Genomic DNA, 23,868 nt, shown 5'->3' with positions numbered 1-23,868 from the left:
CAATGCCTCAAATAACTTTTCATGATTACACCATTTTCTACCAAGACCATATGCTACCCTTCTTTGATCAAAAAAGAGACGCCATCTTATTTGTAAGATATTTGGCCGAAAACGATGGTGGCAAGGCTTACGATGATGCTCAACTAACCATTGAATACGATGATGGTATCGTATTTACACCGCTTTGGAACATCAAAATTAAGCAAACTAATGATAAAGAATTCATTTTAGACTTCAAAGGATAATAAAAAAGACTCAGCTATCGCTGAGTCTTTTTTTAGATTGTGCTTGTCTTTGTCTTGGTCATGTATGAGGCTGGTTGCTCTTTGGCTACCAAAGCAGCAACGTTTCTCATATGTTCCCCGAAAGTATCGATTAATTCTTGAATATGATTGTATTCAGGATGTTCAGATAGTCTCTTTAGTCTTGTGCAAATCACGCGACGTTCACGACTCTTAAAACATAGCTTTAATTGACGGCTAACGGTTAGCATCTTAGCTAAGCAATAAACGTTAACTGTCATTGGAGCTGAACCCATCATTTGATCATAGATGGCATCGATAATTTCTTGGTTAGTTTGGTTCTTTGGTACAAAGGTTCTCACCTTGTGCACTAAGCCCTTCTTTTTTTCCAAGACGTGGCCACCTTCATAGAACTGTTCGCCTAACGCCATGTAAGTGTGTTTCATTACATCAATGTTTTGCAAAAGTTTTGCCATGATTGTATCCACGTCTTCGTTCTTGTTACGGATGATTAAATCCATAAAAGAGTTCAAGAAGTATAACTTGTGTGGTAAATTGTCGATTATCTCGATTCGGTTATCTTCACCTAATTTAATTACACCTGCAGCCGCTAAGTCTAACAAACAGCTGTCTACTAAATAAGCACGTAGACGAACATTTTTTAGCATTACGCGGCTATCTTTGGACTTACTAGTAATTAAAAAATACATTTCAGCAGTTGTAAGTGCCATAATATAGCCTCCATGAGTAGAATAAAAGTATTCTAACACTTATTTGTCTTTTTTGTTACCATTTTTTCTTTCGACTTCGTTTCTAATCTTAATCGCTCGTTCAAAATTATTGGTGAACACACCTGCGACGTTACGTTTCATAATAAAACGTAATCGAAGATTGCCGTTAACGGTCCAGATGCGTTCAACGTCTTCAATATCTGGTTGGTAAAAACGAAGGTGTAATGCATCTAGGTTATTAGTAGCCATGAATTCCTTTGGATTGTCGATACGATTACCGGTCAAGAATGCAAATTTAGCATCATGGGTAATGGTTTGGGCAATCTTAATTGATGACAAGTTAAAAGACGAGTAAATGATTGGGTGAAGTAATTCGTATTCATCCACCATTTTAATAACGATTTCTTCAATGTTTTTGTAGTGAATCTTATTGGTCTTGAATTCTAAATTAACGTAAACGTCTCTGCCTTCGACTAATTCTAAGACCTCCTGTAGCTTTGGAATTGGTTCGTAATTAGACAATGAAAAACGTGATAATTCTTCATATGTATAATCCTTTACGTATCCTCTACCATCAGTTGTGCGATCAATTCGTTCATCATGAATCACGACGGGGACGTTGTCCTTGGTTAAATGAACATCAAATTCTAACCCTTCAATATGATTATGCAGTGCATAACGAAATCCTTGTAGCGAATTTTCTGGGTATAAATCTGGTACACCACGATGACCATAAATTACAGTTTTCATTTGAAAGCCCCCCTCATTTTTCTTTTCCCTAATCAATAATAATGCTATTTTTTTATTTTGCAACCAAAGTTTATTTAAATGTTACAATAAACTTATCTAAAGATAAGAGGTGTGCCATGATCTACGCAATTATCAGTTTCTCAGCCAGTTACATAATGTTTGTCTTTTGCCTATTTCAAGGCGTTTTAGACATGTCCGGCCAAATCAACGAATTACATAAAGCAGAACACTCTGCAAAAAAATACCATCCAATGAGAGCCGGACTATGGATGATTCCGCCACTAAAAATCATGCTGGAACGCAATCGTTTGAAAAAGATTTTGTTAAACGCTAAATCCGATACAGATATCAAAAAATTCAGAACGTTTTACAACGTTTCCAACCAATCGACTGCATGGGCCTACATCTCATTTGCCTGCATGCTAGACTCGATTGTTTCGATTAAAACACTATTCGACGCCTTTAGATGGCACCTATCAATTCCAGTCTTCATTCTTTTATCACTACTTATTATCATCGTAGGATATGCTCAGGTCATGTATCGCGTATCCGATGATCGGAAGGAAAAAATCGGAGCCAAAATTAATCGACTAAAAAAGCAATAATTGCGTGATGTCGTTTTGTTTTTATGCCATTTAACGTTATAATTTAAATATCACAACTCGCGGAGGAAATTATGATCATAAACGACAAAAAACTACATATGATTACCAAAGCTTTGGATAATTCACTTCGAATTAAGATTTTGTATTATTTAGAAGCCAACAATCAAAGTAATGTGTCCAACTTAATGAATTACTTTGAAACTTCCCAACCAAATATTTCTCGCCATTTGAAGATATTAGCGGACGCTAACCTAGTCTACAGCGAAAAGGATGGCCAGGAAAGAATCTATCAATTAAGTGATAACCACGTTTCTCAACTATTAGGAACTTTGAAAACCCATATTAATGATTAAGAAACATCATTCTTGACATATACCGAATTTAGATATATAACTATATTTGTTATATAACAGAATTCGGTATATTTTTTATTTGGAGGCAAACAATGAAAAAATTTAAAGTAGTCGGTCTAATTGCTTTTATCAGCATGTTCTTAGTAGTCCTTGCTGGTTGTTCTTCCACCAAGGCAAACGACCCCAAGAAAAGCATCAACGTTACTTCTTCAGTCAACTTCTACGGTGAAGTCGCTAAGAACGTATTGGGTAAATATGGTAAAGTAACATCCATCATCAACAACCCAAACATCGATCCTCATGATTTCAACCCTTCTAGTTCAGACGCCAAGAACGTTTATAAGGCTAACCTAGTAATTTACAACGGTCTAGGTTATGATTCATGGGCACAAAAACTTACCAGTAGTAACAACGATGTTGATTCAATCAACGTTGGTAGTCTAATGGGTAAAAAGACTGATGACAATCCACACATCTGGTACAACGTTGCCACAATGGAAAAACTAGCCAACACCCTAGCTGACAAGTTCGCTAAACTACAGCCAAAACATAAGAAGCAATTTGAAGCTAACGCTAAGGCATACATCGCAAAACTTAAGGTTTTAAACACTCAGCTTGAAGACATTAAGAAGAACAAGATGAGCAAACCCGTCGCAGTTTCAGAACCCGTTTTTGATTACTCACTAGCCAACATGGGCTACAAGGTATCAGACACTTCATTTGAAGAAGCAACTGAAAAGGACAACGATCCAAGTCCAAAATCAATTCGTTCACTTCAAGAAGATATCAAGAACCACAAGCTTTCATTCTTCGTTGTTAACAAGCAAGTTAACAGCAAGACCGTTAACAATTTAGTAAAACTAGCTAAGGAAAACAATCTACCAATCGTCTACGTGACTGAAACTAAGCCAAGTAATGAACCTAACTACATTTCATGGATGCAAAACCAATACAAAGAAATTCAATCAATCCAAAAAACTAAATAATTTGAAGTAAAAAACAGAAAATATTAGTATATAATGTAGTTAGAAATTATATTTGGATGAAGGAGTTTGAACCATTATGGCAATTGCACTAGTAAATGAAATGTTTAACGAATTTAACGATCCTGACTTAAGTTACAAGGATTCCAGAGATGGATACACTGAATGGTTTAAATTATCATTTCTAGTGGATGACGGTTACCACAAATTTGAAGATGGTAAGCGCAAATTCATTCCCAAATATGACGAGGAATTACAAGAAGTGATGAGTAACTTCTTGAACAAGTACCAAAAGGAATTCGAGTCATCATTCATCAACGAAAAGGAATTCGAAGTTCTAGATCGTACCAAGGAAATTGTGAAAGACTTAAAGCAAACCCTTGAAAAAGAATTCTTAATCGAAGACAAGATTAGCTTGTTTAGTATCGATTTAGTCGGTAGTTGGCAAGCATTCAAGAGTTCTGGTTCTTCCAAACTAGAACAACGTTTCTACAGTGACATCACTAACCACGTTGAAAAGAAACACCAAAAGTAATCAAAAAAGCAGCTAAGAAATATTTCTTAGCTGCTTTTTTCTATACTAATTCTGCATTATTTACATCAATAAATTGACCTTTACCATCAACGATGCGATAGTTCTTATCAACATACTTCAATAATCTAGCATCATGGGTAATGATGATAACTGTCTTGTTTTCACGGTGTGCCAATTCTTGTAGCATTTGCATCGACTTAACCGCAATGTTCCCATCCAAAGCTGCGGTTGGTTCATCCGCCAAGATGATATCTGGATTGGTGTATAGCGCACGCAAAATTGCGACACGTTGTTGTTGTCCACCAGATAATTCATCAGGATAGTTATTCATTAGGTCATCGATTTTGAGCGCTTGAGCCCACTTTGAGAATGTTTCCGTATCAATGTTTGCACTCTTCTTAACCTTATCGGCAAGTCTGAATTGATCAGATACCTTTAGGTAAGGCAATAGATTGTAGGCTTGAAGAATGAAACCGATGTGTTCCAGTCTAAACTTACTTTGTTCTTTTTTACTCATATTACCGTAGTCGCTACCGTCAATACTAATATCCCCGGATGTGGCTGAAAGAATGCCTCCCAAAATCTTCATGAAGGTACTCTTCCCTGAACCAGAAGGTCCGGTAATGGCAATCACTTCGCCTGAATCGGCGGTGAAATTGATATCTTCAAGAGCAGTAGTGGCGGCCATCTTGTCGCCAAAGACTTTGTTGACGTTAGTTAATTCAATTTTTCCCATTATGAACCTCCCATTGCTTTGGCTGGATCAATCTTTGCAACGGTGCGCATTGGAATTAATCCACCAATAATCGACATCACAATTACCATCACAGCAACCGCACCCATCAATGTAATATCGAAGGTCATTGGTACTGCTGCTGGCATTGAAATGGCAGTTAAGAAAGTTAATAATCCACTGATTGCCACTCCGACAATCGCTAGGATTAACGCGTTTGAAACCACGTTCATGGCTAAATATCCGTTTGATACCCCTTGCACCTTTAGCACAGCAAAATATGGAATCTTTTGCATGGTTAAGACGTACAAGAAGATTGAGATTACCACTAGAGTAATTAATAGTAGAAACGCAATCATGAATTCAAAGGTGCTGTTTTGAGCACTGTATCCAGGAATGTCTTGAATGAAGTCTTCGATATTCATGATTTGAGTTCCGGCGACCGCCTTTTTGACGTCGCTTCTATAAATCATGGCACTAATGGTATGGTTCACATCAGTTCCAAATTTTTCGGTTTGCACAGCATCATTAGTAGCGTAGATTACCGGTGCCACGTTTAATTGGTTGTTCTTAACGGTTCCGACAATCTTAAAGACGTGACCGTTTCTGCTAAACTTCACCTTTTCCCCGAGGTGATATCCGTCAGTTTCCAATAGGCTTTGGTCGACTACAACTTCATTATCCTTTGTCAATTTGTGGCCACTGACAATTTTTAAGTCGCGATAGATGAATTGGTTCTTATTCAAACCAATTACTTGTGATCCCACCTTGTTACCTTCAGAAACAGTTTGCACATTGGCACTCATTTGAGTGATGTCGGCGCGCTTGTCCGCACTGGCCTTCTTGGCTTGTTGTGCAGTAATGGTAGATTGATCCAATGAACCATTGGCATCAGAATTTAAAACAATTTTTTCAGCATTCCATGAATCGATTGCTTGACGATTAGCTTCGCTTAGACCGTTAGCTAATGCGGTTAAAATGAAAATCAAGTATGCAATCATCACGATTACCAAACAAATTAGACTATATCTAAACTTGCTCTTCTTAATTTCGCGAAGTGATAAAAACACGATTGTCCCTCCTAGTTAACTAAACCCTTATTAATTAGTTTTAACAAATCAGAAAAATCTGATAGCGCTTGTTTATCGTCGCCACCGCTCAATACGGTTCGAATAGTTTGATGAGCTGCTCGACTCGCCCATTTGTAAGTCAAAACGATTGTTTTTATATCCGTAATCTTTTGACCGTTGACCATCAAAATTAGTTTGTCATCAGGTAGATTGTTGTAATCATATTCGACATGCTTTAATTCGTATTGATTAAATAAAACGTATTGACGATAAAACTGTTCATAATCAGAATCTTCCAATTCATTGATAAAAGACTCAGTAGCCACATAAAAAGCATGAAGTGAATCAGTTGGTTCTGCCTTCAACTGTGCAAATACATCAAAATGAATTTCTCTTAAAACCCTCTTTAAAGCGTATTGATAACTATCATTAATATCATCGAAGTACTTGTAGAAAGAACCGCGCGCGATTGAACAATCTTTAATAATTCTCGCTACTTGTGCATCCATTAAACGATGATTTGAGAATTCGTTAATCAATGCAGTAAAAATTTGGTTTTGTTTGTCTTCATTTAAATTTAAAAAAGTTTGTGTAGGCATTTGTAACTACTCCTTTTTTATGGTGACATTGTGTCATTTTTGAATATCTTACTTTTATAGTGACACGGTGTCAACTAATTAGCATAAAAAGAACACTGAAAAATTTCAGTGTCCTTTTTATTCTTACTTGTTGATCTTTCGTACGGCAGCTTGTGCAGCTTCGTTCATGATGTTCCAAGGACGATCAAATCCTGGTTGGAAGAAGAAGTCAGCATAAGCTAAGTCGTATACAGTTGCATGTTGTTGAATTGCAAATGAGATAGTGTTGATGTTTGCAGTGACATCTCTAGTTGACATGATTTGGCCACCTAAGATACGACCATCAGTTGGGTCAAAAGTAATCTTGAAGTAAACCTTAGCATTTCCAGCTTCTTCTGATACGAATGGAGGAACTGCCCAGTCTTCAATTAGTACTGATTCAGCACCCTTAACACCACATTTTTCTTGAGTATCTTGCTTAACACCAGTTGAAGCGAAGTGGTAATTGAATACTGAAAGTGCTGATGAACCTGAAACAGCAGTCATCTTTAATTCTCTTCCAGCAGCATTAGCAGCAGCAGTACGTCCTTGACGACGAGCGTTTGATGCTAATGCAATTGATGATAATTCACCAGTTGGTGCGTATGGAACCTTAGTTGCGTCACCAACAGCGTAAATATCTTTAACACTAGTTTCTTGATGTTCGTCAATCTTGATACGGCCACGTTCGTCTAAGTCTAATAGACCATCTACTAATGAAGTATTTGGAATAACACCGGCAGTTTCTACAACTAATTCAGCATCAAAAGTACCTTGATCAGTCTTAACGCTTGAAACCTTACCGTCTTTTCCAACAAATTCAGAAACGTTTACGCTACCAACAAAGTTAACGCCGTTTTCCTTGAATTCTTGAGTTAGTTTTTCAGTGAATTCTGAATCTAGGTAGTTACCTAATAGACGAGGGTTATGGTCTACGATAGTAACTTCCTTACCTGCTTTAGCAAAAGCTTCAGCAGCTTCGATTCCAATGTAACCTGAACCGATAACAAAAACATGTTTTAGGTCAGGATCTACCATCTTTTGTTTTAGTTTGATTGCCCAGTCACGGCCACGCATTGCGTATAGGTTTTCTAAATCCTTACCAGGAACGTCTAAACGACGAGGAGTAGCACCAATAGCTAAGATTAGCTTATCGTAGCTTTCATCACGTTCTGAACCATCAGCTAAGTTCTTAACATGAACTGACTTGTTCTTTTCATCAATACTTGCGATTTCTTGTTGTACAAATACGTGTACACCATCTTTTTCTGCGTTGTCTACAGTTTCGTAAGCAACTGTGTTTACATCCTTAACAGTACCTTCAAGGTATAATTCCATACCACATGATAGAAATGAGATGAAGTTTCCTCTTTCATACCATTGAATTTCTGCGTCAGGGTTTTCTAAAAGCATTCCACGAACGGCTTCATATCCACCGTGTGAAGAACCAACTACGATAACTTTCATTAGTGTGTGGCCTCCTAATAATTTTTAATTAATATTTATATAACTTTACTTTGTGATAAATATCACATTTAATTTACAAGAGTTATTTTACCTTTTGTGCGATTATATAGCAAGCAATATTAGTAAAAAAGTGAAAAAAAGATGAAATAATTTTGGTAAAAATTAAGAATTAGTCACATTTGCAATTAAAACCGCTATAAAACGCCCGTCTTTTAATGTTTTCTCTAATATTAATGGGCAAAAAAGCGATCATTTCATTAAATAAATGATATTTTTATCACAAAGTATCTGTACAAATGTTTAAATATTAATTAAGTTTCCCACTATTAATTGTAGTGGCCCTTAAATGCTAGTAAAATTAAAGGCAATAATAAAAATACTATGAGGGGTTAATTACAATGAAATACGGGTTGATTAAAACTGCACTATTCACTGCAGCCGGCGCTGCGCTTGTAAAGTTATCAAAAAAAAGCATTGATATTAGAAGAGCTAACAGCGAAATATATCAACCATCTAGAGATTTCTTTGTAGATGACAACCTAAACGGTAAGAAAATCGTCTTCCTTGGTTCTTCAGTAACAGCAGGTCTTGCTGCTAAGGGTATTTCATTTGTCGACTTTTTAAGAGTCGAACACGGAGTTCACGCCATCAAGGAAGCCGTTAGTGGAACTACATTGGCAGATATTAATGAAAAATCCTACATTAGTAGAATGAAGAAGAATCTTAACTTTGATTCTCATTACGATTTGTTTGCATGCCAACTATCAACTAATGATCAACGAAACGGTGTCGAAATGGGCAGAATCAGTAAGTCATACGACGCTGAGGATTTCGATACCCAAACTACCATCGGTGCGATTGAATACATAGCCGCTACCGTTCAAGATACTTGGGATTGTCCATTGGTCTTTTATACCTGTCTAAGAAAGCCAGAACCTGAGTATGAATTCCTACGTGAGAAGCTATTCGAATTACAAAGAAAATGGCATTTTGCCATCATCGACATTTGGAATAACAAGGCATTAAAGAAAATGAACGAAGAAAACCCTTGCTTCATGCTAGACGACACCCATCCAACCTGTGCGGGATACCGTTACGGTTGGACCCCTATTTTCGTCAAAGAATTAGATCAAATGTTAGAATAATTGAAAAAAGTCGCCAATGAAACGTTGTTATATCAGTATTTTATTGGCGGCCTTTTCTTTTTATTAATTTTTAATGAAAAAACAGTTGCATTCTTTTAATAATGGTGTATTATTATAAACAACGACAGAGATATGATAACTACATAAGCAAAACGTAAGATTACCGTCTTTATTGGGTTTGTAAGATGTTTAGGTTAAAAATTATCGTTGTTATTGGATATGTTTAATAGAAAAATCTTTCACATTTTTCTCTCATTTAAACATCACATGCAGACATATTTATGCTCTTTTGAGTAGTTGGATTGAATTCCAAGCACATATTTCATTCTTGCTCTATGGTTCAATGGTAGAACGGCGCACTGTTAATGCGAAGGTTACTGGTTCGAGTCCAGTTAGAGCAGTCGAGTAGTATCCCTACTCATCCAAAAGACTTAGATCTTTTATCTAACTACATATTATTGCTCTATGGTTCAATGGTAGAACGGCGCACTGTTAATGCGAAGGTTACTGGTTCGAGTCCAGTTAGAGCAGTTGAGTGGAATCCTACTCATTAAAAAGATAATTTTTCACCTCATTTTTGCTCCGTGGTTCAATGGTAGAATAGCGCACTGTTAATGCGATGGTTGCTGGTTCGAGTCCAGCCGGAGCAGTTGGGAGAAATCCCAAGTTAGCTTTATCCCAATGTTAACTAATAAAGCAAATTGCTTTTCCATATTTTTATTCATAATTATCTATAATTCCACATAATAAGAAGACTTAGCCCTTTGACTAGGTTTTTTTATTTGTTTTTAGATCAAAAAAGGCGATAGTCATTTGACTATCGCCTTTTTCTTTATGCTAAATGTTTCTTATGATGTTTCTTCTTGTGGTGAGCCTTTTTAACATGCTTTTTCTTGTGGTGTTTCTTAACTGACTTTTTTACATGTTTCTTTTTGTGATGAGTCACTTTTTTTACATGTTTCTTAGCTTTTTTAACGTGCTTTTTAGCTGTTGTCTTCTTAACAGTCGCTTTCTTGGCCTTTGCCTTCTTAGCAGCTAGGTTAACAACTTTAGCGGTCTTTTCATTTGATGTGGCAGCTGGCTTCACTTCAGTGTTACCTTGCTTATTTTCCACCTTTTGACCCTTATTAGCTACCTTCTTAGCAACTGTACCTAAGAACCAAGACTTTTGTTCACGTAACTTACTTGCATCTACCTTCTTATTTAATGCAGATGAGTAGTGACGATCCGTGTATTGCCATAATACGTGGGCAATTGATGGTTCGTTCTTAGTGTAAGAAGCTAACCAGTATCCATCGTACTTACTTAATGCTTGAGATGCGTAGGTCTTCATGAAACTTAAGTATGAGTAGAATAGAATCTTTCTAGAACCAACTAGTGGACGTAAAGTGTCTACCCATTTTGCAGTCGCAGCATTTGAATGACGACGACTGATTGAAGCGGCTTCAAAATCGTTTACATAGAACTTGGCATTTGGTGCTCTGTGGTATAAGTCACGAGCTTCTCTAGCAGCAGCTGATGATGAGTTATATCTACTAAATGAGTACACACCGTATGGTACTTTGTACTTATCTAATAGTGCTTTGTTGTGTTTGAATGTTTTATCACTGTAGCTTGATCCGTATTGAACTCTAAGAATTGCGAATGGAACTTCTTTACTTAAGTTCTTTGCTTTCTTATTGGTTAAACGACCTTGCCATTCAGACAAGTCATATACGGTTTTACTACTTGCGCTTGCTTGTGTATTAAAGCTTCCAATTGCTCCAACCCCCGTTGTTAAAGCAAGAGAAGCGACCATTGTCATCAATATTGATTTAAAACTAAACTTAATCAATATACTCACTCCTATTTCTCTAAATGAATCTTTGATTTGCATTATAGACGCCTAATGTTGCAGGAATGATATAGTAATATTACAAAATGTGACAATTTTTCATTTTCCTCTCAAAATGCAACACTTTCTTTCATTTTGATGATTGTTTTGCATATATTTCCGCCTATAATAGTCATTACAAATTAAATAACAACAAGGAGTGAAAATAATGTCATTCTTAGAATTAAAAAACATTCAAAAATCATACTACCTAGGCAAAGACGAATTCAAAGTCTTAAAAGGAATTGATTTATCATTCGAAAAAGGCGAAATGGTATCAATCCTTGGTGAATCCGGTGGTGGTAAATCTACATTAATGAACATCATTGGTGGATTGGATAGTAAGTACGAAGGTGACGTTTTACTAAACGGCAGTTCATTAAAACATGATACTGACAAACAACTAGACGAATACCGTCGTAAGACTATCGGTTTTATCTTCCAAAGCTTCAATCTAATTAGTCACTTAACTATTTTAGATAACGTATTGGTTCCACTTGAAATGACTAACCTTTCAAAGAAGGAACAAGTTGCTCGTGCTAAGGAATTACTTGCTAAGGTTGGTCTAAGCGATCATATCAACAAGTACCCTAACCAACTATCTGGTGGTCAAAAGCAACGTGTTTCCATCGCCCGTGCTTTAGCAGGTGACCCTGAAATGCTAATTGCCGATGAGCCAACCGGTGCATTAGATCCAGAAAACACAACTGAAATTCTACAAATCTTGGATAACATTGCTAAGGAAGGAAAACTAGTCCTAACTGTTACCCACTCCCAAAAGGTTGCTGATTACGGTACTCGTATCGTTCACATGACTGATGGTCGTATCGACGAAGACAGAACTCTTCGTGACAAGTACACAGAAAGCGACGAACCATCACTAGAATCAAAATCACTATCATTAAAATCAATCGTTAAGATGACTTGGGATAACATCAAGTACAACTCCAAACGTAATTTACTAATTATCTTTGGTGGATTGATTGGTATCTTCTCAGTTGTATTCATGCTAGGACTAGGAAACGGTGTTAGAGGATACATTAACCACGAAATTTACTCTCAAGTAAATCCAAATAGTGTCCAAGTTTCCCATAAAAACACCAATGATCATTCATCATTTAAGGACGCTGACGTTAGCCGTTTAGAAGACGTTAAGGGTGTTAAATCCGTTGAAAAAGCTTACGCATCAACTGGTATTCAAATGAAGGATGGCAATAAGACTGCTCAATCTTCATACATGACTACTAGTTTAGCTACTATCAACAAAGACAACATCAAGCACGGTACAACTCCTAAGGATGGCGAAATCCTAATTAACACTGCCGCTGCTAAAGCATTAAACAAGAAGAACCCTAACTCAATGGTAGGAAAAGAAATTCAAGTTTCATTCACTGCCATGAAGAACGGTACTCCATATCCAGTAACCAAGAAACTTAAGATTTCTGGTATTATCGACTCACAAAGCCCACTTACTATCATTAACTACGCTACTGTTAGAGAAGCTCTAGCTGAGAACGGTATCAAGATTGAACCAAACTTCTTAAACGTAAACATTAAGGGTGGCGTAAACAACGTTGACCCTGTTCAAAACAGAATCAAGGCCATCGAAGTTAATGGTAAAAAAGCATACAGCATCCAAGGTGCAGGTGCGATTGTATCAACTCTAAACACTTACATTAACCTTGCTGTATACGTATTAGCTGCCATTGCTGGTATTTCACTATTAGTATCAGCAATCATGATTATCGTTGTCCTATACATTAGTGTTGCTGAAAGAACTAAGGAAATTGGTATTCTACGTGCCCTAGGTGCTACCAAGGGTAACATCAGAATGCTATTCGTTAGCCAAGCACTATTCCTAGGAATCTTCTCATCAGTATCAGCTGTCGTTATTTCATACCTAATTCAATTAGGAATTAACTCAGCTGTTCACGGATTGATTGACTACTCAATCATCCAAATCTCTGTTGGTAACGCCATCTTCGGTATTGTAGTTGCCGTTATCATCAACCTACTAGCTTCAATCCTTCCTTCAAATAAGGGTGCTAAACTAGATCCAATCGAAAGTTTAAGCGCTGAATAGCTAGTAATTATCCTTCCCCCTAACAAAAAACACGCTATGAAATTCATAGCGTGTTTTTTTAGTATCCTCGATGCATTAAGAAATCATAGACATAGTCCTTATCGTATTGATCAAAATGATGAACCCAAAAGGTAACAACGCCCATGGCGGTAGAAGAGTTGTACGCGGCAAAGAGCTTTCGTTTCTTTTCGTCCATGGTGTCGGTAAATACTTCGGTAGTAGAATCCACCATTTGATTAAAGAAGGCAATTAGCTTCAATGTAAAACGAATGTCGCCCTTTTCGCTTAGTAATAGTTCTAGAATTGGTTGATTTTCTTCAATGACAGTCAAAAATTTATAAACAAACTTACCGGCAGCGGTATTAATATGTTCTAATTCGGTGCTTTTTAACTCAACGTTGGCCTCTTTGATATCAGTAATGACACGATCTTCGATGCTATCAATCAAATCTGGTTTATCAATATAGTGACGATAAAATGTACTTCTGTTAATGTTTGCGGTCTTGATAATATCACTCACCGTTACATCAGCAATTCCCTTGTTTTTTGCAACTTTGATTAAAGCGCCCTCAATTTTATCTCTGGTAAGTTGGCGCTTGTGTTCATATTTCACTTTTAATTCCTCCATCAAGTTATTGTTCACTTAAATATGTATGGTTGGTGTTATGATTAACTTGTTAAATAGAAAAGAGATGCATAATATGTACAAATTTGGTCTAATGAGCGGACTCATCGTCTTCTTGATAGCTGTATTGGCTGTTATCACACTCGTATTTGTTATCAGTTGCAAGGTCTATTTGCACAGAACAATCAAAAACAACCTAGTATTTTTAATCTTAGCCTTAGCGGTCAGCATCACCACATATGATATGGATAAATCGTTCATTAACTTTATTCTAACACCGATGTAAGTCGCAATAGATTAACATTTTCTTAAGTTAGACGGTTTAACTGTCATCTTAATAATTCTGATGTTACGATATTATATGTGATAATTGTTTAAGGAGTGAACTATATGCTAAAGGTTGCAACCAACCCTAGTTTCATAGCCAGATATTTTAAAAGTTTTAATTGGGACGAGATCCTACATAATTTAACAAATATTGTAATCGATATCGTATTGATTTCAATCTTTTTCTTAATCTTAAAGGGAATTGGTAAAAGAATCATTAACCATCTATTTAAGAACTACGCTAAGAGAGAACGTGGTATCCCTGAAAACAGATTGAAGACTTTACACTCATTATCAGTTAACTCATACATGTATATCCTAGTATTCTTCTGGATCTACTCTGTGCTAACTTTTATCGGTGTACCAATCGGAACACTACTTGCTGGTGCTGGTCTATTCTCAGTTGCCATTGGTCTAGGTGCCCAAGGATTAGCCAGTGATATCATCAATGGTTTCTTCATTCTATTTGAAAAACAAATTAGCATTGGTGACTACGTTACCATTGGTGATGTTACAGGTACAGTATCTGAAATCGGTCTTAGAACCACTAAGATTAGAAGTAACAACGATGCTTTAAACTTCATCCCTAACAGATATATTACTAACATCTGTAACATGTCTAAGGAACGCATGAAAGCAGATATCGACATCCGCGTTAACCCAGATACCCCTATCACTGAAGTTATTAATATTATGAAAGACATTAATGCTAAAAACATTCCAAGCACTGAAGGAATCATTGGTGATCCAGATATCCTAGGTACTGTTGATATGGGTGATGGAACCATTGCCGTTAAGGAATTCATCCCAACTACGGATGAAGCAAGATTTGATGTTCAATTTAAATTCTTACAACTATACCTTGAAGCCATTACCGCATCTGGTATTAAGTTACCAAACAACAAGGTAATCGCTGATATTTCAAAATAGAGTTTCAACGCCCGTTTCGGGGCGTTTTTTACTATCATATATAAATACGAAAGGAAGTCATTATTATGTTTAGTTTAGTTGCAAAAAATCCAAGTATTCTAAAGCAATATGTAGATAGTTTTAAATGGAGCGACATGCTTCATAATCTAACTTTTGCCGTTATTAATATTCTTTTAATTTCTATTTTCTTCCTTATTATTAAGGCTATCGGTCAAATAATCATCAATCGTTTGTTTGGTCGATACCTACAAAAACAAAAGAAGATTGGTCCCAAACGTGAAGGTACTTTGAAATCAATTTCTGCCAACACATACAACTACATCTTAATCTTCTTCTGGTTATACTCAATCCTAAGCATCATCGGCATTCCAGTTGGTTCACTTCTAGCCGGCGCTGGTCTTGTAACCGTGGCTTTAGGTTTAGGTGCCCAAGGACTAGCAAACGACATCATCACTGGTTTCTTCATCCTATTTGAACACCAAATTGATGTCGGCGACTTCGTCGTATTAGACACCATCACAGGTACAGTATCTGAAATTGGTCTTCGTTCAACTCAAATTCGTGGTGTCGACGACTCACTTAACTTTGTCCCTAACAGATACATCACTAACATCTGTAACATGTCCAAGGATCGTCTAAAGGCTGAAATTAACATTCGTGTTAACCCTGACAGTCCAATTCAACAAATTATCGATATTGTTAAGGACGTCAACGCTAAGAACATTCCAAACACCAAAGGAATCATCGACGAACCTCAATTGCTAGGAACTGTTGATCTAGGTGACGGAACCATCGCCGTAAAGGAATGGATTCCATGTTCAGATACTGAAAAATTCAACGTCCAATTCAAGTTCCTACAATTATATCTTGAAGCAATTAAAGATGCTGGAATTATCCTTCCAAACAACAAACTAATCACCCCAATTCCACAAAAATAGTTATTATATAGGTATGTTTTTTAATTTTTTTATAAAACATACCTATTTTAGATTAATTTGTGTACTAATTATTTGTAACTAAATGTAAATAGTGTAAAATGGTGGTTGGATTAAATTACGTATTTCCATAATTATAGTTAAAAAATAAAGGAGAAGAGATATGAGCGCATGGGATATCATTCGTGATGCGACTCCTCAATTGGTCTCGGCATGTATTGCTTACACGATTCCAATTGCAATCGTATCATTTATCATCGGTTTAACTATCGCCGTTATTACTGCTTTAGTTAAAATCTCACATCGTGGTGGCCTATTCAATATCGTAAAAGCATTCTTTTACTTCTACGTATGGCTATTCAGAAGTACACCACTATTGGTTCAATTATTCATTGTATTCTTTGGTCTTCCATACCTAAGAATCGCTGGAATTTTACCAGATGGAATCAGATTAACACCAGTTGTTGCTGGTATTATCACTTTCTCATTGAACACTGGTGCTTACGCTTCAGAAACCATTCGTGGTGCCATCCTATCAATTCCAGATGGTCAATGGGAAGCTGCCTACTCACTAGGTATGACCAAACGCAAGGTACTATGGAGAATTATCTTGCCACAAGCTAGTCGTGTGTCACTACCACCTTTATCCAATGAGTTCATTGGTTTGGTTAAAGATACTTCACTAGCTGCTTCAATTACTATCGTTGAAATGTTTGAAGTCAGTCAACAAATTGCGGCTGAAAACTATCAACCATTAATTATGTACATTCTGGTAGCTGCAATCTATGCAGTCATCTGTAGTGTTCTTACAATCTTACAAAGTTACCTAGAAAAACGAGTTTCTCGTTATTCTGTAAGCAACTAGAAAGGAGTACGTTAATGATTAATTTAAAAAACGTATCTAAAACATTTGGCAAACAACATGCATTAGATAATATCTCCCTTCAATTTCCTAAAAACAAGACTTCAGTGATTGTCGGACCTTCTGGTTCCGGTAAATCAACTCTACTTAGATCTTTAAATCTTTTGGAAACACCAGAATCTGGTGAATACGAATTCAATGATGAAAAGATTGATTTCTCAAAGAAATTAAGTTCAAAAACTATTCTAAATATTCGTAGAAAAACTAGTATGGTATTCCAAAGCTTTAACTTATTCCCTCACCTAACCGTTCTAAAGAACGTTATGGAAGGACAAGTTCAAGTTCTAAACAAGAGTAAAGAAGAAGCCAAGGACGTTGCTGAAAAGCTCTTGGATAAGGTTGGAATGCTAGACAAAGCTGACTCATACCCAAGTCAACTATCAGGTGGACAAGCCCAACGTGTTGCAATTGCTAGATCATTAGCAATGCATCCCGAATACATCCTATTGGATGAACCAACCAGCGCCTTGGATCCTGAAATTGAACTAGAAGTTCTAAAAGTGTTACTAGATTTAGCCAAAGAAAAACAATCATTAGTTATTGTTACTCATAATCTTACTTTTGCTCAACGCGTTGCCGACAAGATTGTCTTCATTGAAGATGGTAAAGTTGGTTTCGATGGTGATACAAAAGACTTCTTTGAATCAGATGATCAAAGAATCAAAGATTTTCTTGCAGCAATGACTCTACAAAACATTTAAGGAGATTCAATATCATGAAATTTAACAAATTATTCAAGTCTCTAGCAGTTACTTTAGCCGTATTCGGTACTGGTGCTATCTTAGCTTCATGTGGTAACAGCTCAAGCTCAAAGAACTACAAATCAGAAGTAACTAACAGTGGTAAGTTAACTATCGGTCTAGAAGGTACATACGCACCTTACTCATACAGAAAAGATGGTAAGCTACAAGGTTTCGAAGTTGACCTAGCTAAAGCTGTTGCTAAGAAATTAGATTTAAAAGCTAACTTTGTCCAAACAAAATGGGACAGCCTAATTGCCGGTCTAGGTAGCAACAGATACGATGCTGTTATGAACAACATGACTGTTACTCCTCAAAGAGAAAAACTATACTCATTCTCTGACCCATATGCTTACTCATACTACACATTGATTACTAAGAGTGACAGCAAGATGATGAGCATCAAAGACATTAAGGGTATGAACATTGTTGACGGTGCTGGTACTGATAATTCTGTTGTTGCTAAGAAGTTCGGTGCAATGGTTTCATCAACTCCTGACAACTCAACTGGTTACCAATTGATCCAACAAGGTCGTGCCGATGGTACTGTTAACTCAGTTCCTGCATGGAAGTACTTTGCAAAGCACAACTCAACTAAGGGTCTAAAAGAAATTGATGTTCCAACTAAGCTACAAGCTCCAGCTGAAACTTCAATCATGTTAAACAAGAACTCAAAAGCTCTAACTAAGAAGATTAACCAAGCACTAGCTGAACTACGTAAGGATGGTACTATGAAGAAACTTTCAATGAAGTACTTCGGTTCAGACATCACTACTAAGAACAACTAGTCCTTATATAGATACGAAAAAAGCACTCATTCTTGAGTGCTTTTTTTATTGTTTTAAATGTATTAAGGCAATAAAAAAGGCCCCGCTTAGCGGAGTCTTTTTGTTATTACTTGCGTCTTCTTCTTGATTCGAAGAATACTAGTCCTAATGCCATTGCGATTAGTGCTGTACCAATAGCGACAAGAACATTTTCATGTGTTTGATCACCAGTTTGTGGTAAACGTTTTGCATCATTGTTAGCAGAAGTATTATTTTCTACTGAAGGTGTTACACCATTGTTCTTGTGGTTTTCAGTATTTGGTGTTGAAATTTCATGCTTATCAGTAGATGGATTACCATTGTTGTTACCATGACTTGATGATGAACTTGGTACAACTACATGGCTTGAAGCTGAGCTGCTTTGTGCACTACTGCTTTCAGATGAACTTTGAGCACTGCTACTTTGAGCTGAGCTTTCGGCAGAGCTTACTGCACTGCTGGCTGCTGAGCTTTCGGCAGAGCTTACTGCACTGCTGGCTGCTGAGCTTTCGGCAGAACTTGCCGCACTACTTTCATTGGAACTTGAGCTTGGAGTAGCAACCTTCTTATATAGTACAGTTTCAATGATTCCGTCAGCATCAGCTGCGATATTGTCTTTAACAATGGCTTGCGCTGGGTTAACTAGTTCGTATCCTTCAACGACTGGGCTTTCTACTGAGTAATCTTGTGAGATTGGAGTAAACCCATCATTCCAAGTTACCACACCAGTCTTGTCGTTCTTCTTACCAGTTTGAGTGAATTCAAAGTCTTGTGAGTATGGAGCATGAACTGCCTTATTAGTATCTTCATCAATGTAATTGATTTGAAGATTACTCTTAACACTTCGAGTTACATCAGACATTGGATCAGGATCATATCCGAATGGAATTTGGATAGTCACTTCACCGTCGTCTGAAGTAGGAGCAGTTACATTATAAGTTTTGGTTGATTTGCTAGATAATGTGTAGTTAGGAATCTCAATCGCATGAGCAGTAACCGTCTTAGTAGCTGGCCCATAACTACCCCATGTAATTTCACCTGTCTTTAGATTCTTAATACCTGTCTTGGTAAACGGAACATTGATATATTGATCGTATCCTTCAATTTTGGCATAATGACCACTATTATTTGGAAGGGAAACCCATTTAGATTTATCATTAGCAATAACGTCAGCAACTAATACTCTAGTCTTAGAAACGGTTTCTACTGGATCCATGTAGACAGTCTTAACGAAGTCATCACCAAGTGGTTTTAGAGTACCAGTGATATCGCTTTTATCTTCTGCAACGTATCCATCAATAGTAGGAACTGTGAACTTATATGAAGCATCCCCACTCATAACCTCCCATGGGTCCCAGATGATTGAGTTATCTCTGGTATCCTTCACACCAGTTGAAGTAAATTCAACTGAACTACTGTCAGTTTTTAATACTCTGTTATTGGTTACATCTACATAGTTAACTGTTGCAGTTCTAGTAACATTTTGGTCAGGTACTGAAACGTATGGGTTAATAACAGTAAGTGTTGCTTGAGCACTGTGTGAATCAGCAGATGTGTAAGTTAAATGAAGTTGTTGTGATGATTGTTGAGCAACCTTGATAGTGCCACCTTCGACAATGTTAGCGTCGTTGTTAATATCAACAGTAGCGTTGTCTAGTTTTTCGTATCCGGCTGGTTCACCATCAACAGTTTTGTATACATTAACGCCATCTTTTAGGTTGTCAGCTTTATATACATATGTTCCATCTGGTTGAGTGTAGACTGTTTGATTTGGAGCAACTACCCATGAACTACCGTAGTCACCAGTTACGGGAACGATTTGGTAGTTCAAGTCACCAATTGGCAAACTTAGTTCTTCGGAAGTACCTTCCTTGTAGTAACTACCATATCCTCTAACGAAATATTTTGATGATAAATCAGTGTATGGTCTGTAGGCTACGAAATCAACAAAGTCCTTGTTGTATTCTGACTTAGAGAAGTCTGCGTATACGGCACCATTACCGTCGACACCAAATGATACTCCTGGTTTATCAGATACATCTTCGAAAGTCTTACCATCTTTTGATGCGTATAGTTTCAGGTTCTTTAGATCAAAACTATTTCCATCGGTAAATGAAATTCTAGCACCAGAGTAACCTGTAATGTTACCCTTGTTGAATTCACCAGTTGCTACGAAGTATGGTTTACCTTCTGCGTTAGTGTAAGCTGGTGCATAGTGAGCCACGTTTTTACTGTCAGTAGTAACATAGTTACTTTTGGTGTTGCTCTTTGGATAGTCAGCTACATCGTCTGGATAATCCTTTGAAAGATATGGTTGCACGTATCCTGGAGTTTCAGCACTGTTGTAAATAACGTCGTCATCTTCCTTCTTAGTATTTGGAAGGATTGATAATTGGCCACCTTCAACAGTAACGTTTTGATCACTTTGACCTGGTAGTTGAAGGGTTGAAGTGATATTTACATTCACTGGATCTGGGTTAGTTTCATGTTCTTCATTATCACCATCCCAGTTGTACTTAGGACCATCAACAACTAGTGAAAGGTTCATGTTAACTGTTCCAGGATAGAAATCCTTCTTAGTAGTTAGTGTGATGGTGTTGCCTGAAATGCTGTCGTCAAAGTTATTTTGACTTGAATACTTTGAATATACTGAGTATGAGAATACACCCTTCAAACTAGTTTGTTCTGGGGTATTCACATTAATCTTGATTTGAGTTCCCTTAGGAATTACTCGTCCTAGGTTGTCATTGTTGTTCAATGCAATCGCATAGTTAATTGATGAGTTCTTCTTAATATTGGTAGTTTGTGAACCCAAGTTACTAATTGCGGCACTTACTGCACTTTGGGGTGCTGTGTAGTCACCTGATTTAGCTGAGTCAGTGCTGGTAGATTGACTTGCACTGCTTGATTGAGTTGATTCATTGCTTTGTGAAGCTGATGAACTATTGTTATCCGCAGCTGAACTGGCTCCGCTTGCCGACGATGGTGCAGCACTTGCTTGAGTAGATTCATCCGCATGCGCAACGATTCCAGTTGGTAGTACGTTTGAAGTTTGAGATACCACAAATCCGGTACCTAATAAAGCAACTGAGGTCATACCGATTACGACCCAGTTCTTTTTGACCTTATGTAAGATCTTTTTTGCTTTGACTTCTTTGTTCATAATATTCACTCCTTTTTCTCTAAAATTCATTAAGTATTTTAGGCTAAAAAGATTGTGAAAACAGCCTTTATAAGCTTAAGCTTGCTATGATAAGTTTAAAATTTTATTGGAGTATTTAAGGTACCTGGACGTTTTTTTAAACATTTTATTACACATATATAAAAACGCCTGCTTCCAAATGAAGTAGGCGTTTTCTTTTTTATACAAATTGTTTTTCTAAAAAGCATTATCTAACTTGCTAACTATTGTCATCAATGCCATCTATGACCAAATCTTGTGACAAATGTTGGTAGATTATTTGTTCAAAATGTACGCATTTCCAAACATCCTGCTAATTACTGTAATTGGATAAAAATTCAATTGAGTAAAAAGGCTTACTTACGTCTTCTTGATGCGAAGAATGCCAATCCTAATGCCACAGCAATTAAACTTGTACCAATAGCGACAATCGCATTCTCATGTGTTTGATCACCAGTTTGTGGTAACCGTTTTGCATCATTGTGAGCTACAGATTGTTTGCTGGATTTGTTTTCCTCATGTTTAAATTCGTGGTTAGTAACGAATGTATTTTCAGAAGCACTTCTACTTTGAGCTGAACTTTCCGCACTACTGCTTTGCGCTGAACTTTCCGCACTACTGCTTTGGGCTGAGCTTTCTGCACTACTGCTTTGCGCTGAACTTTCCGCACTACTGCTTTGCGCTGAACTTTCCGCACTACTGCTTTGCGCTGAGCTTTTTGCACTGCTACTTTGCGCTGAACTTTCCGCACTACTGCTTTGCGCTGAACTTTCCGCACTACTGCTTTGCGCTGAGCTTTCTGCACTACTGCTTTGCGCTGAGCTTTCTGCACTACTGCTTTGCGCTGAGCTTCCTGCACTGTTACTTTGCGCTGAACTTTCCGCACTACTGCTTTGCGCTGAACTTTCTGCACTACTGCTTTGCGCTGAGCTTTGAGTGCTTGCGCTGGAACTACCTGGGTTTAATTGAGATCCAGGAACATATTGCTTTTCAATATTTTCTTTTCCAGTATTTTCAGCATCAATTACTTTGTCAGATGTAGTTTGTTGTTGAACACTATCTAATGCTTTTTGTAATTCGTCAGCAACATTCTTGTTTTGGTCATTCTTTTGATCACTGGTTAATTTATCATCACCATTAATTTTAGTAGTGGTATTATTTGCAGTGTTTTTAAGATCATCCATCGCCTTTTGTTGGGACAAGTAAATCGGATCAGCTGAGTAAGAAAAGCTATCTAATTGAACTTGTTGTAAGTTATGGCTAGTTCCAGTAGCGGCACTAATTACCAATACCATGTTTTCACTATCACCATCATATTTTTTTGTCCATGTTTGGTTATCAAATGTAACGGTAAATTGCTTAGTTGATGCATCGTAAGAGAAATCAAATGGTAGCAATGTAGCATCTTTATTTAAAATGCTAGATTTATCTTTGATAAATTGGACTGTTGATTCATTCTTTAGTTGTTCTGAATTACCAGTTGCATCGGTGTTGGTAAATGCCCCAAATGGTGCATTTCCTTGTCCATCAAGCTTTACATTATCTCCATCTGGCAATGGATCATCGCCATGGTTATAGAATGTATCTAATTTAAACCCAAACGCGTTTGGAATATTCCACATTCCAACAGATGCACCGGAAGTAATTTGAGTGTCAACAGAATTTGGATGTAAGAAAATTGCTAAACCATCTGCCCCACCTTGTGAATCTAGCTTATCTCCAAGATAAATTGAACCCTTAAGGTCAAAACTTCTATTCATTGAAATTTTGTTTTTTAAGGAAACCCCACCACTTTGGGATTCATTATCAGTTGTTAGTGTAATAACACCATTATTTTGGTTATATGAAGCATCCTTTAATAATTGGAAGTTATCCAAAAAGTTGTTTTTATCAATATTAATAGTTACAGGGCCCTGGTTGTTTAACGTGTCGGCATGGGCAACCACAGATGAAGATACAATGTTAGTACCTTGTACCGTGACATATCCTGCACCTAATAATGAAACTGAAGCCATTCCAATAACGACCCAGTTCTTTTTTATTTTATGCAAAATCTTTTTTTGTTTGTTTTCCTTATTCATCATGGCATCTTCCACCTTCTCTAATATTACTTTAATTTTAGACGAAAAGTACTATTATTTCAGTATTTATAAGCTTAAGAATTCTTAAAGATTTATTGGAAAAAATGTACAAAAAAAGCCCAAGTTTGAACTTA

The 23,868-nt window shown here is 36.9% G+C and carries 22 protein-coding genes and 3 tRNA genes; 15 read left to right on the top strand and 10 right to left on the bottom strand.

The window, feature by feature from the left end:
- The first annotated feature begins 2 nt into the window (after positions 1-2).
- Entirely contained in the window at positions 3-245 is a 243-nt protein-coding gene (locus KTJ72_RS01800) for a hypothetical protein (protein ID WP_217303989.1), read from the top strand.
- A 32-nt stretch (positions 246-277) separates the two neighbouring features.
- Here the strand turns inward: KTJ72_RS01800 and KTJ72_RS01795 are convergent, their stop codons facing one another.
- The gene (locus KTJ72_RS01795; RefSeq protein ID WP_041153168.1) at positions 278-973 is read right to left on the bottom strand and encodes a GPP34 family phosphoprotein; all 696 of its coding nucleotides are present in this window, start codon (positions 971-973) and stop codon (positions 278-280) included.
- Between the two features lie 39 nt (positions 974-1,012).
- Entirely contained in the window at positions 1,013-1,723 is a 711-nt protein-coding gene (locus KTJ72_RS01790) for a glycerophosphodiester phosphodiesterase family protein (RefSeq protein ID WP_217303988.1), read from the bottom strand.
- A gap of 116 nt (positions 1,724-1,839) precedes the next feature.
- Between KTJ72_RS01790 and KTJ72_RS01785 the strand changes: the two genes are divergently transcribed.
- From KTJ72_RS01785 to KTJ72_RS01770, 4 genes are all read left to right on the top strand, one after another.
- Positions 1,840-2,328, top strand: a complete 489-nt coding sequence (locus tag KTJ72_RS01785; protein WP_057198582.1) for a hypothetical protein — start codon at positions 1,840-1,842, stop codon at positions 2,326-2,328.
- Positions 2,329-2,399: 71 nt separating this feature from the next.
- Positions 2,400-2,681: an ArsR/SmtB family transcription factor gene (locus KTJ72_RS01780; protein WP_176589783.1), complete on the top strand. Its 282-nt coding sequence runs from the start codon at positions 2,400-2,402 to the stop codon at positions 2,679-2,681.
- A gap of 92 nt (positions 2,682-2,773) precedes the next feature.
- Positions 2,774-3,667: a metal ABC transporter solute-binding protein, Zn/Mn family gene (locus KTJ72_RS01775; protein WP_217303987.1), complete on the top strand. Its 894-nt coding sequence runs from the start codon at positions 2,774-2,776 to the stop codon at positions 3,665-3,667.
- 76 nt (positions 3,668-3,743) lie between these two features.
- Positions 3,744-4,199 (top strand): hypothetical protein, encoded by a 456-nt coding sequence (locus tag KTJ72_RS01770; RefSeq protein WP_034534941.1) that lies wholly within the window; start codon positions 3,744-3,746, stop codon positions 4,197-4,199.
- Positions 4,200-4,239: 40 nt separating this feature from the next.
- Here the strand turns inward: KTJ72_RS01770 and KTJ72_RS01765 are convergent, their stop codons facing one another.
- The 4 genes from KTJ72_RS01765 to KTJ72_RS01750 form a co-directional block, all read right to left on the bottom strand.
- Entirely contained in the window at positions 4,240-4,935 is a 696-nt protein-coding gene (locus tag KTJ72_RS01765; protein ID WP_217303986.1) for an ABC transporter ATP-binding protein, read from the bottom strand.
- Positions 4,935-6,002, bottom strand: a complete 1,068-nt coding sequence (locus tag KTJ72_RS01760; RefSeq protein ID WP_041153173.1) for an ABC transporter permease — start codon at positions 6,000-6,002, stop codon at positions 4,935-4,937. Before KTJ72_RS01760 ends, KTJ72_RS01765 begins: the two co-directional genes overlap by 1 nt.
- Positions 6,003-6,013: 11 nt before the next feature.
- The gene (locus KTJ72_RS01755; RefSeq protein WP_057198592.1) at positions 6,014-6,601 is read right to left on the bottom strand and encodes a TetR/AcrR family transcriptional regulator; all 588 of its coding nucleotides are present in this window, start codon (positions 6,599-6,601) and stop codon (positions 6,014-6,016) included.
- A 123-nt stretch (positions 6,602-6,724) separates the two neighbouring features.
- On the bottom strand, positions 6,725-8,086 hold the full coding sequence (locus tag KTJ72_RS01750) for an FAD-dependent oxidoreductase (RefSeq protein ID WP_198178054.1): 1,362 nt from the start codon (positions 8,084-8,086) through the stop codon (positions 6,725-6,727).
- Between the two features lie 398 nt (positions 8,087-8,484).
- Between KTJ72_RS01750 and KTJ72_RS01745 the strand changes: the two genes are divergently transcribed.
- From KTJ72_RS01745 to KTJ72_RS01730, 4 genes are all read left to right on the top strand, one after another.
- On the top strand, positions 8,485-9,231 hold the full coding sequence (locus tag KTJ72_RS01745; protein ID WP_053792167.1) for an SGNH/GDSL hydrolase family protein: 747 nt from the start codon (positions 8,485-8,487) through the stop codon (positions 9,229-9,231).
- Positions 9,232-9,560: 329 nt separating this feature from the next.
- Positions 9,561-9,632: transfer RNA gene (locus KTJ72_RS01740), tRNA-Asn, on the top strand.
- Between the two features lie 58 nt (positions 9,633-9,690).
- A tRNA-Asn gene (locus tag KTJ72_RS01735) sits at positions 9,691-9,762 on the top strand.
- Positions 9,763-9,809: 47 nt separating this feature from the next.
- Positions 9,810-9,881: transfer RNA gene (locus KTJ72_RS01730), tRNA-Asn, on the top strand.
- Between the two features lie 182 nt (positions 9,882-10,063).
- On the opposite strand, the gene KTJ72_RS01725 is transcribed toward KTJ72_RS01730, so the two are convergent.
- Positions 10,064-11,065: a GH25 family lysozyme gene (locus KTJ72_RS01725; RefSeq protein WP_217303985.1), complete on the bottom strand. Its 1,002-nt coding sequence runs from the start codon at positions 11,063-11,065 to the stop codon at positions 10,064-10,066.
- Between the two features lie 208 nt (positions 11,066-11,273).
- Between KTJ72_RS01725 and KTJ72_RS01720 the strand changes: the two genes are divergently transcribed.
- Positions 11,274-13,187 (top strand): ABC transporter ATP-binding protein/permease, encoded by a 1,914-nt coding sequence (locus KTJ72_RS01720; RefSeq protein ID WP_217303984.1) that lies wholly within the window; start codon positions 11,274-11,276, stop codon positions 13,185-13,187.
- Positions 13,188-13,245: 58 nt separating this feature from the next.
- On the opposite strand, the gene KTJ72_RS01715 is transcribed toward KTJ72_RS01720, so the two are convergent.
- Positions 13,246-13,800, bottom strand: coding sequence for a TetR/AcrR family transcriptional regulator (locus KTJ72_RS01715; RefSeq protein WP_041153176.1), 555 nt, complete (start codon positions 13,798-13,800; stop codon positions 13,246-13,248).
- Positions 13,801-14,202: 402 nt separating this feature from the next.
- Between KTJ72_RS01715 and KTJ72_RS01710 the strand changes: the two genes are divergently transcribed.
- From KTJ72_RS01710 to KTJ72_RS01690, 5 genes are all read left to right on the top strand, one after another.
- Positions 14,203-15,069 (top strand): mechanosensitive ion channel family protein, encoded by an 867-nt coding sequence (locus KTJ72_RS01710; RefSeq protein WP_217303983.1) that lies wholly within the window; start codon positions 14,203-14,205, stop codon positions 15,067-15,069.
- 65 nt (positions 15,070-15,134) lie between these two features.
- The gene (locus KTJ72_RS01705; RefSeq protein WP_217303982.1) at positions 15,135-16,007 is read left to right on the top strand and encodes a mechanosensitive ion channel family protein; all 873 of its coding nucleotides are present in this window, start codon (positions 15,135-15,137) and stop codon (positions 16,005-16,007) included.
- 160 nt (positions 16,008-16,167) lie between these two features.
- Complete coding sequence (locus tag KTJ72_RS01700) at positions 16,168-16,869, top strand: amino acid ABC transporter permease (RefSeq protein ID WP_034531334.1); 702 nt, start codon at positions 16,168-16,170, stop codon at positions 16,867-16,869.
- Between the two features lie 14 nt (positions 16,870-16,883).
- Positions 16,884-17,627 carry an amino acid ABC transporter ATP-binding protein gene (locus KTJ72_RS01695; RefSeq protein WP_217303981.1) on the top strand — a complete coding sequence of 248 codons (744 nt, stop codon included), beginning with the start codon at positions 16,884-16,886 and terminating at the stop codon, positions 17,625-17,627.
- A 14-nt stretch (positions 17,628-17,641) separates the two neighbouring features.
- Positions 17,642-18,454 carry a transporter substrate-binding domain-containing protein gene (locus KTJ72_RS01690; protein WP_217303980.1) on the top strand — a complete coding sequence of 271 codons (813 nt, stop codon included), beginning with the start codon at positions 17,642-17,644 and terminating at the stop codon, positions 18,452-18,454.
- Positions 18,455-18,560: 106 nt separating this feature from the next.
- Here KTJ72_RS01690 and KTJ72_RS01685 read toward each other — a convergent pair whose 3' ends face one another.
- Both KTJ72_RS01685 and KTJ72_RS01680 read right to left on the bottom strand, forming a co-directional pair.
- Complete coding sequence (locus tag KTJ72_RS01685; RefSeq protein ID WP_217303979.1) at positions 18,561-21,635, bottom strand: mucin-binding protein; 3,075 nt, start codon at positions 21,633-21,635, stop codon at positions 18,561-18,563.
- Between the two features lie 374 nt (positions 21,636-22,009).
- Positions 22,010-23,737 (bottom strand): lectin-like domain-containing protein, encoded by a 1,728-nt coding sequence (locus KTJ72_RS01680; protein ID WP_217303978.1) that lies wholly within the window; start codon positions 23,735-23,737, stop codon positions 22,010-22,012.
- Positions 23,738-23,868 lie beyond the last annotated feature (131 nt).

Origin of the sequence: Apilactobacillus waqarii, from assembly GCF_019061205.1 — a bacterium.
Classification (GTDB): domain Bacteria; phylum Bacillota; class Bacilli; order Lactobacillales; family Lactobacillaceae; genus Apilactobacillus; species Apilactobacillus waqarii.
The sequence above is the reverse complement of the archived record's forward strand: the minus strand, read 5'-3'. Positions and strand labels throughout refer to the sequence as shown.

What these genes read in the sequence shown, in the direction of transcription:
- KTJ72_RS01790 (WP_217303988.1), bottom strand. Translation starts at nt 1,723, where the DNA reads ATGAAAACTGTAATTTATGGTCATCGTGGTGTACCAGATTTATACCCA.
- KTJ72_RS01680 (WP_217303978.1), bottom strand. Translation starts at nt 23,737, where the DNA reads ATGATGAATAAGGAAAACAAACAAAAAAAGATTTTGCATAAAATAAAA.
- KTJ72_RS01765 (WP_217303986.1), bottom strand. Translation starts at nt 4,935, where the DNA reads ATGGGAAAAATTGAATTAACTAACGTCAACAAAGTCTTTGGCGACAAG.
- KTJ72_RS01780 (WP_176589783.1), top strand. Translation starts at nt 2,400, where the DNA reads ATGATCATAAACGACAAAAAACTACATATGATTACCAAAGCTTTGGAT.
- KTJ72_RS01775 (WP_217303987.1), top strand. Translation starts at nt 2,774, where the DNA reads ATGAAAAAATTTAAAGTAGTCGGTCTAATTGCTTTTATCAGCATGTTC.
- KTJ72_RS01785 (WP_057198582.1), top strand. Translation starts at nt 1,840, where the DNA reads ATGATCTACGCAATTATCAGTTTCTCAGCCAGTTACATAATGTTTGTC.
- KTJ72_RS01695 (WP_217303981.1), top strand. Translation starts at nt 16,884, where the DNA reads ATGATTAATTTAAAAAACGTATCTAAAACATTTGGCAAACAACATGCA.
- KTJ72_RS01745 (WP_053792167.1), top strand. Translation starts at nt 8,485, where the DNA reads ATGAAATACGGGTTGATTAAAACTGCACTATTCACTGCAGCCGGCGCT.
- KTJ72_RS01700 (WP_034531334.1), top strand. Translation starts at nt 16,168, where the DNA reads ATGAGCGCATGGGATATCATTCGTGATGCGACTCCTCAATTGGTCTCG.
- KTJ72_RS01690 (WP_217303980.1), top strand. Translation starts at nt 17,642, where the DNA reads ATGAAATTTAACAAATTATTCAAGTCTCTAGCAGTTACTTTAGCCGTA.
- KTJ72_RS01755 (WP_057198592.1), bottom strand. Translation starts at nt 6,601, where the DNA reads ATGCCTACACAAACTTTTTTAAATTTAAATGAAGACAAACAAAACCAA.
- KTJ72_RS01710 (WP_217303983.1), top strand. Translation starts at nt 14,203, where the DNA reads ATGCTAAAGGTTGCAACCAACCCTAGTTTCATAGCCAGATATTTTAAA.
- KTJ72_RS01750 (WP_198178054.1), bottom strand. Translation starts at nt 8,086, where the DNA reads ATGAAAGTTATCGTAGTTGGTTCTTCACACGGTGGATATGAAGCCGTT.
- KTJ72_RS01800 (WP_217303989.1), top strand. Translation starts at nt 3, where the DNA reads ATGCCTCAAATAACTTTTCATGATTACACCATTTTCTACCAAGACCAT.
- KTJ72_RS01705 (WP_217303982.1), top strand. Translation starts at nt 15,135, where the DNA reads ATGTTTAGTTTAGTTGCAAAAAATCCAAGTATTCTAAAGCAATATGTA.
- KTJ72_RS01685 (WP_217303979.1), bottom strand. Translation starts at nt 21,635, where the DNA reads ATGAACAAAGAAGTCAAAGCAAAAAAGATCTTACATAAGGTCAAAAAG.
- KTJ72_RS01770 (WP_034534941.1), top strand. Translation starts at nt 3,744, where the DNA reads ATGGCAATTGCACTAGTAAATGAAATGTTTAACGAATTTAACGATCCT.
- KTJ72_RS01720 (WP_217303984.1), top strand. Translation starts at nt 11,274, where the DNA reads ATGTCATTCTTAGAATTAAAAAACATTCAAAAATCATACTACCTAGGC.
- KTJ72_RS01795 (WP_041153168.1), bottom strand. Translation starts at nt 973, where the DNA reads ATGGCACTTACAACTGCTGAAATGTATTTTTTAATTACTAGTAAGTCC.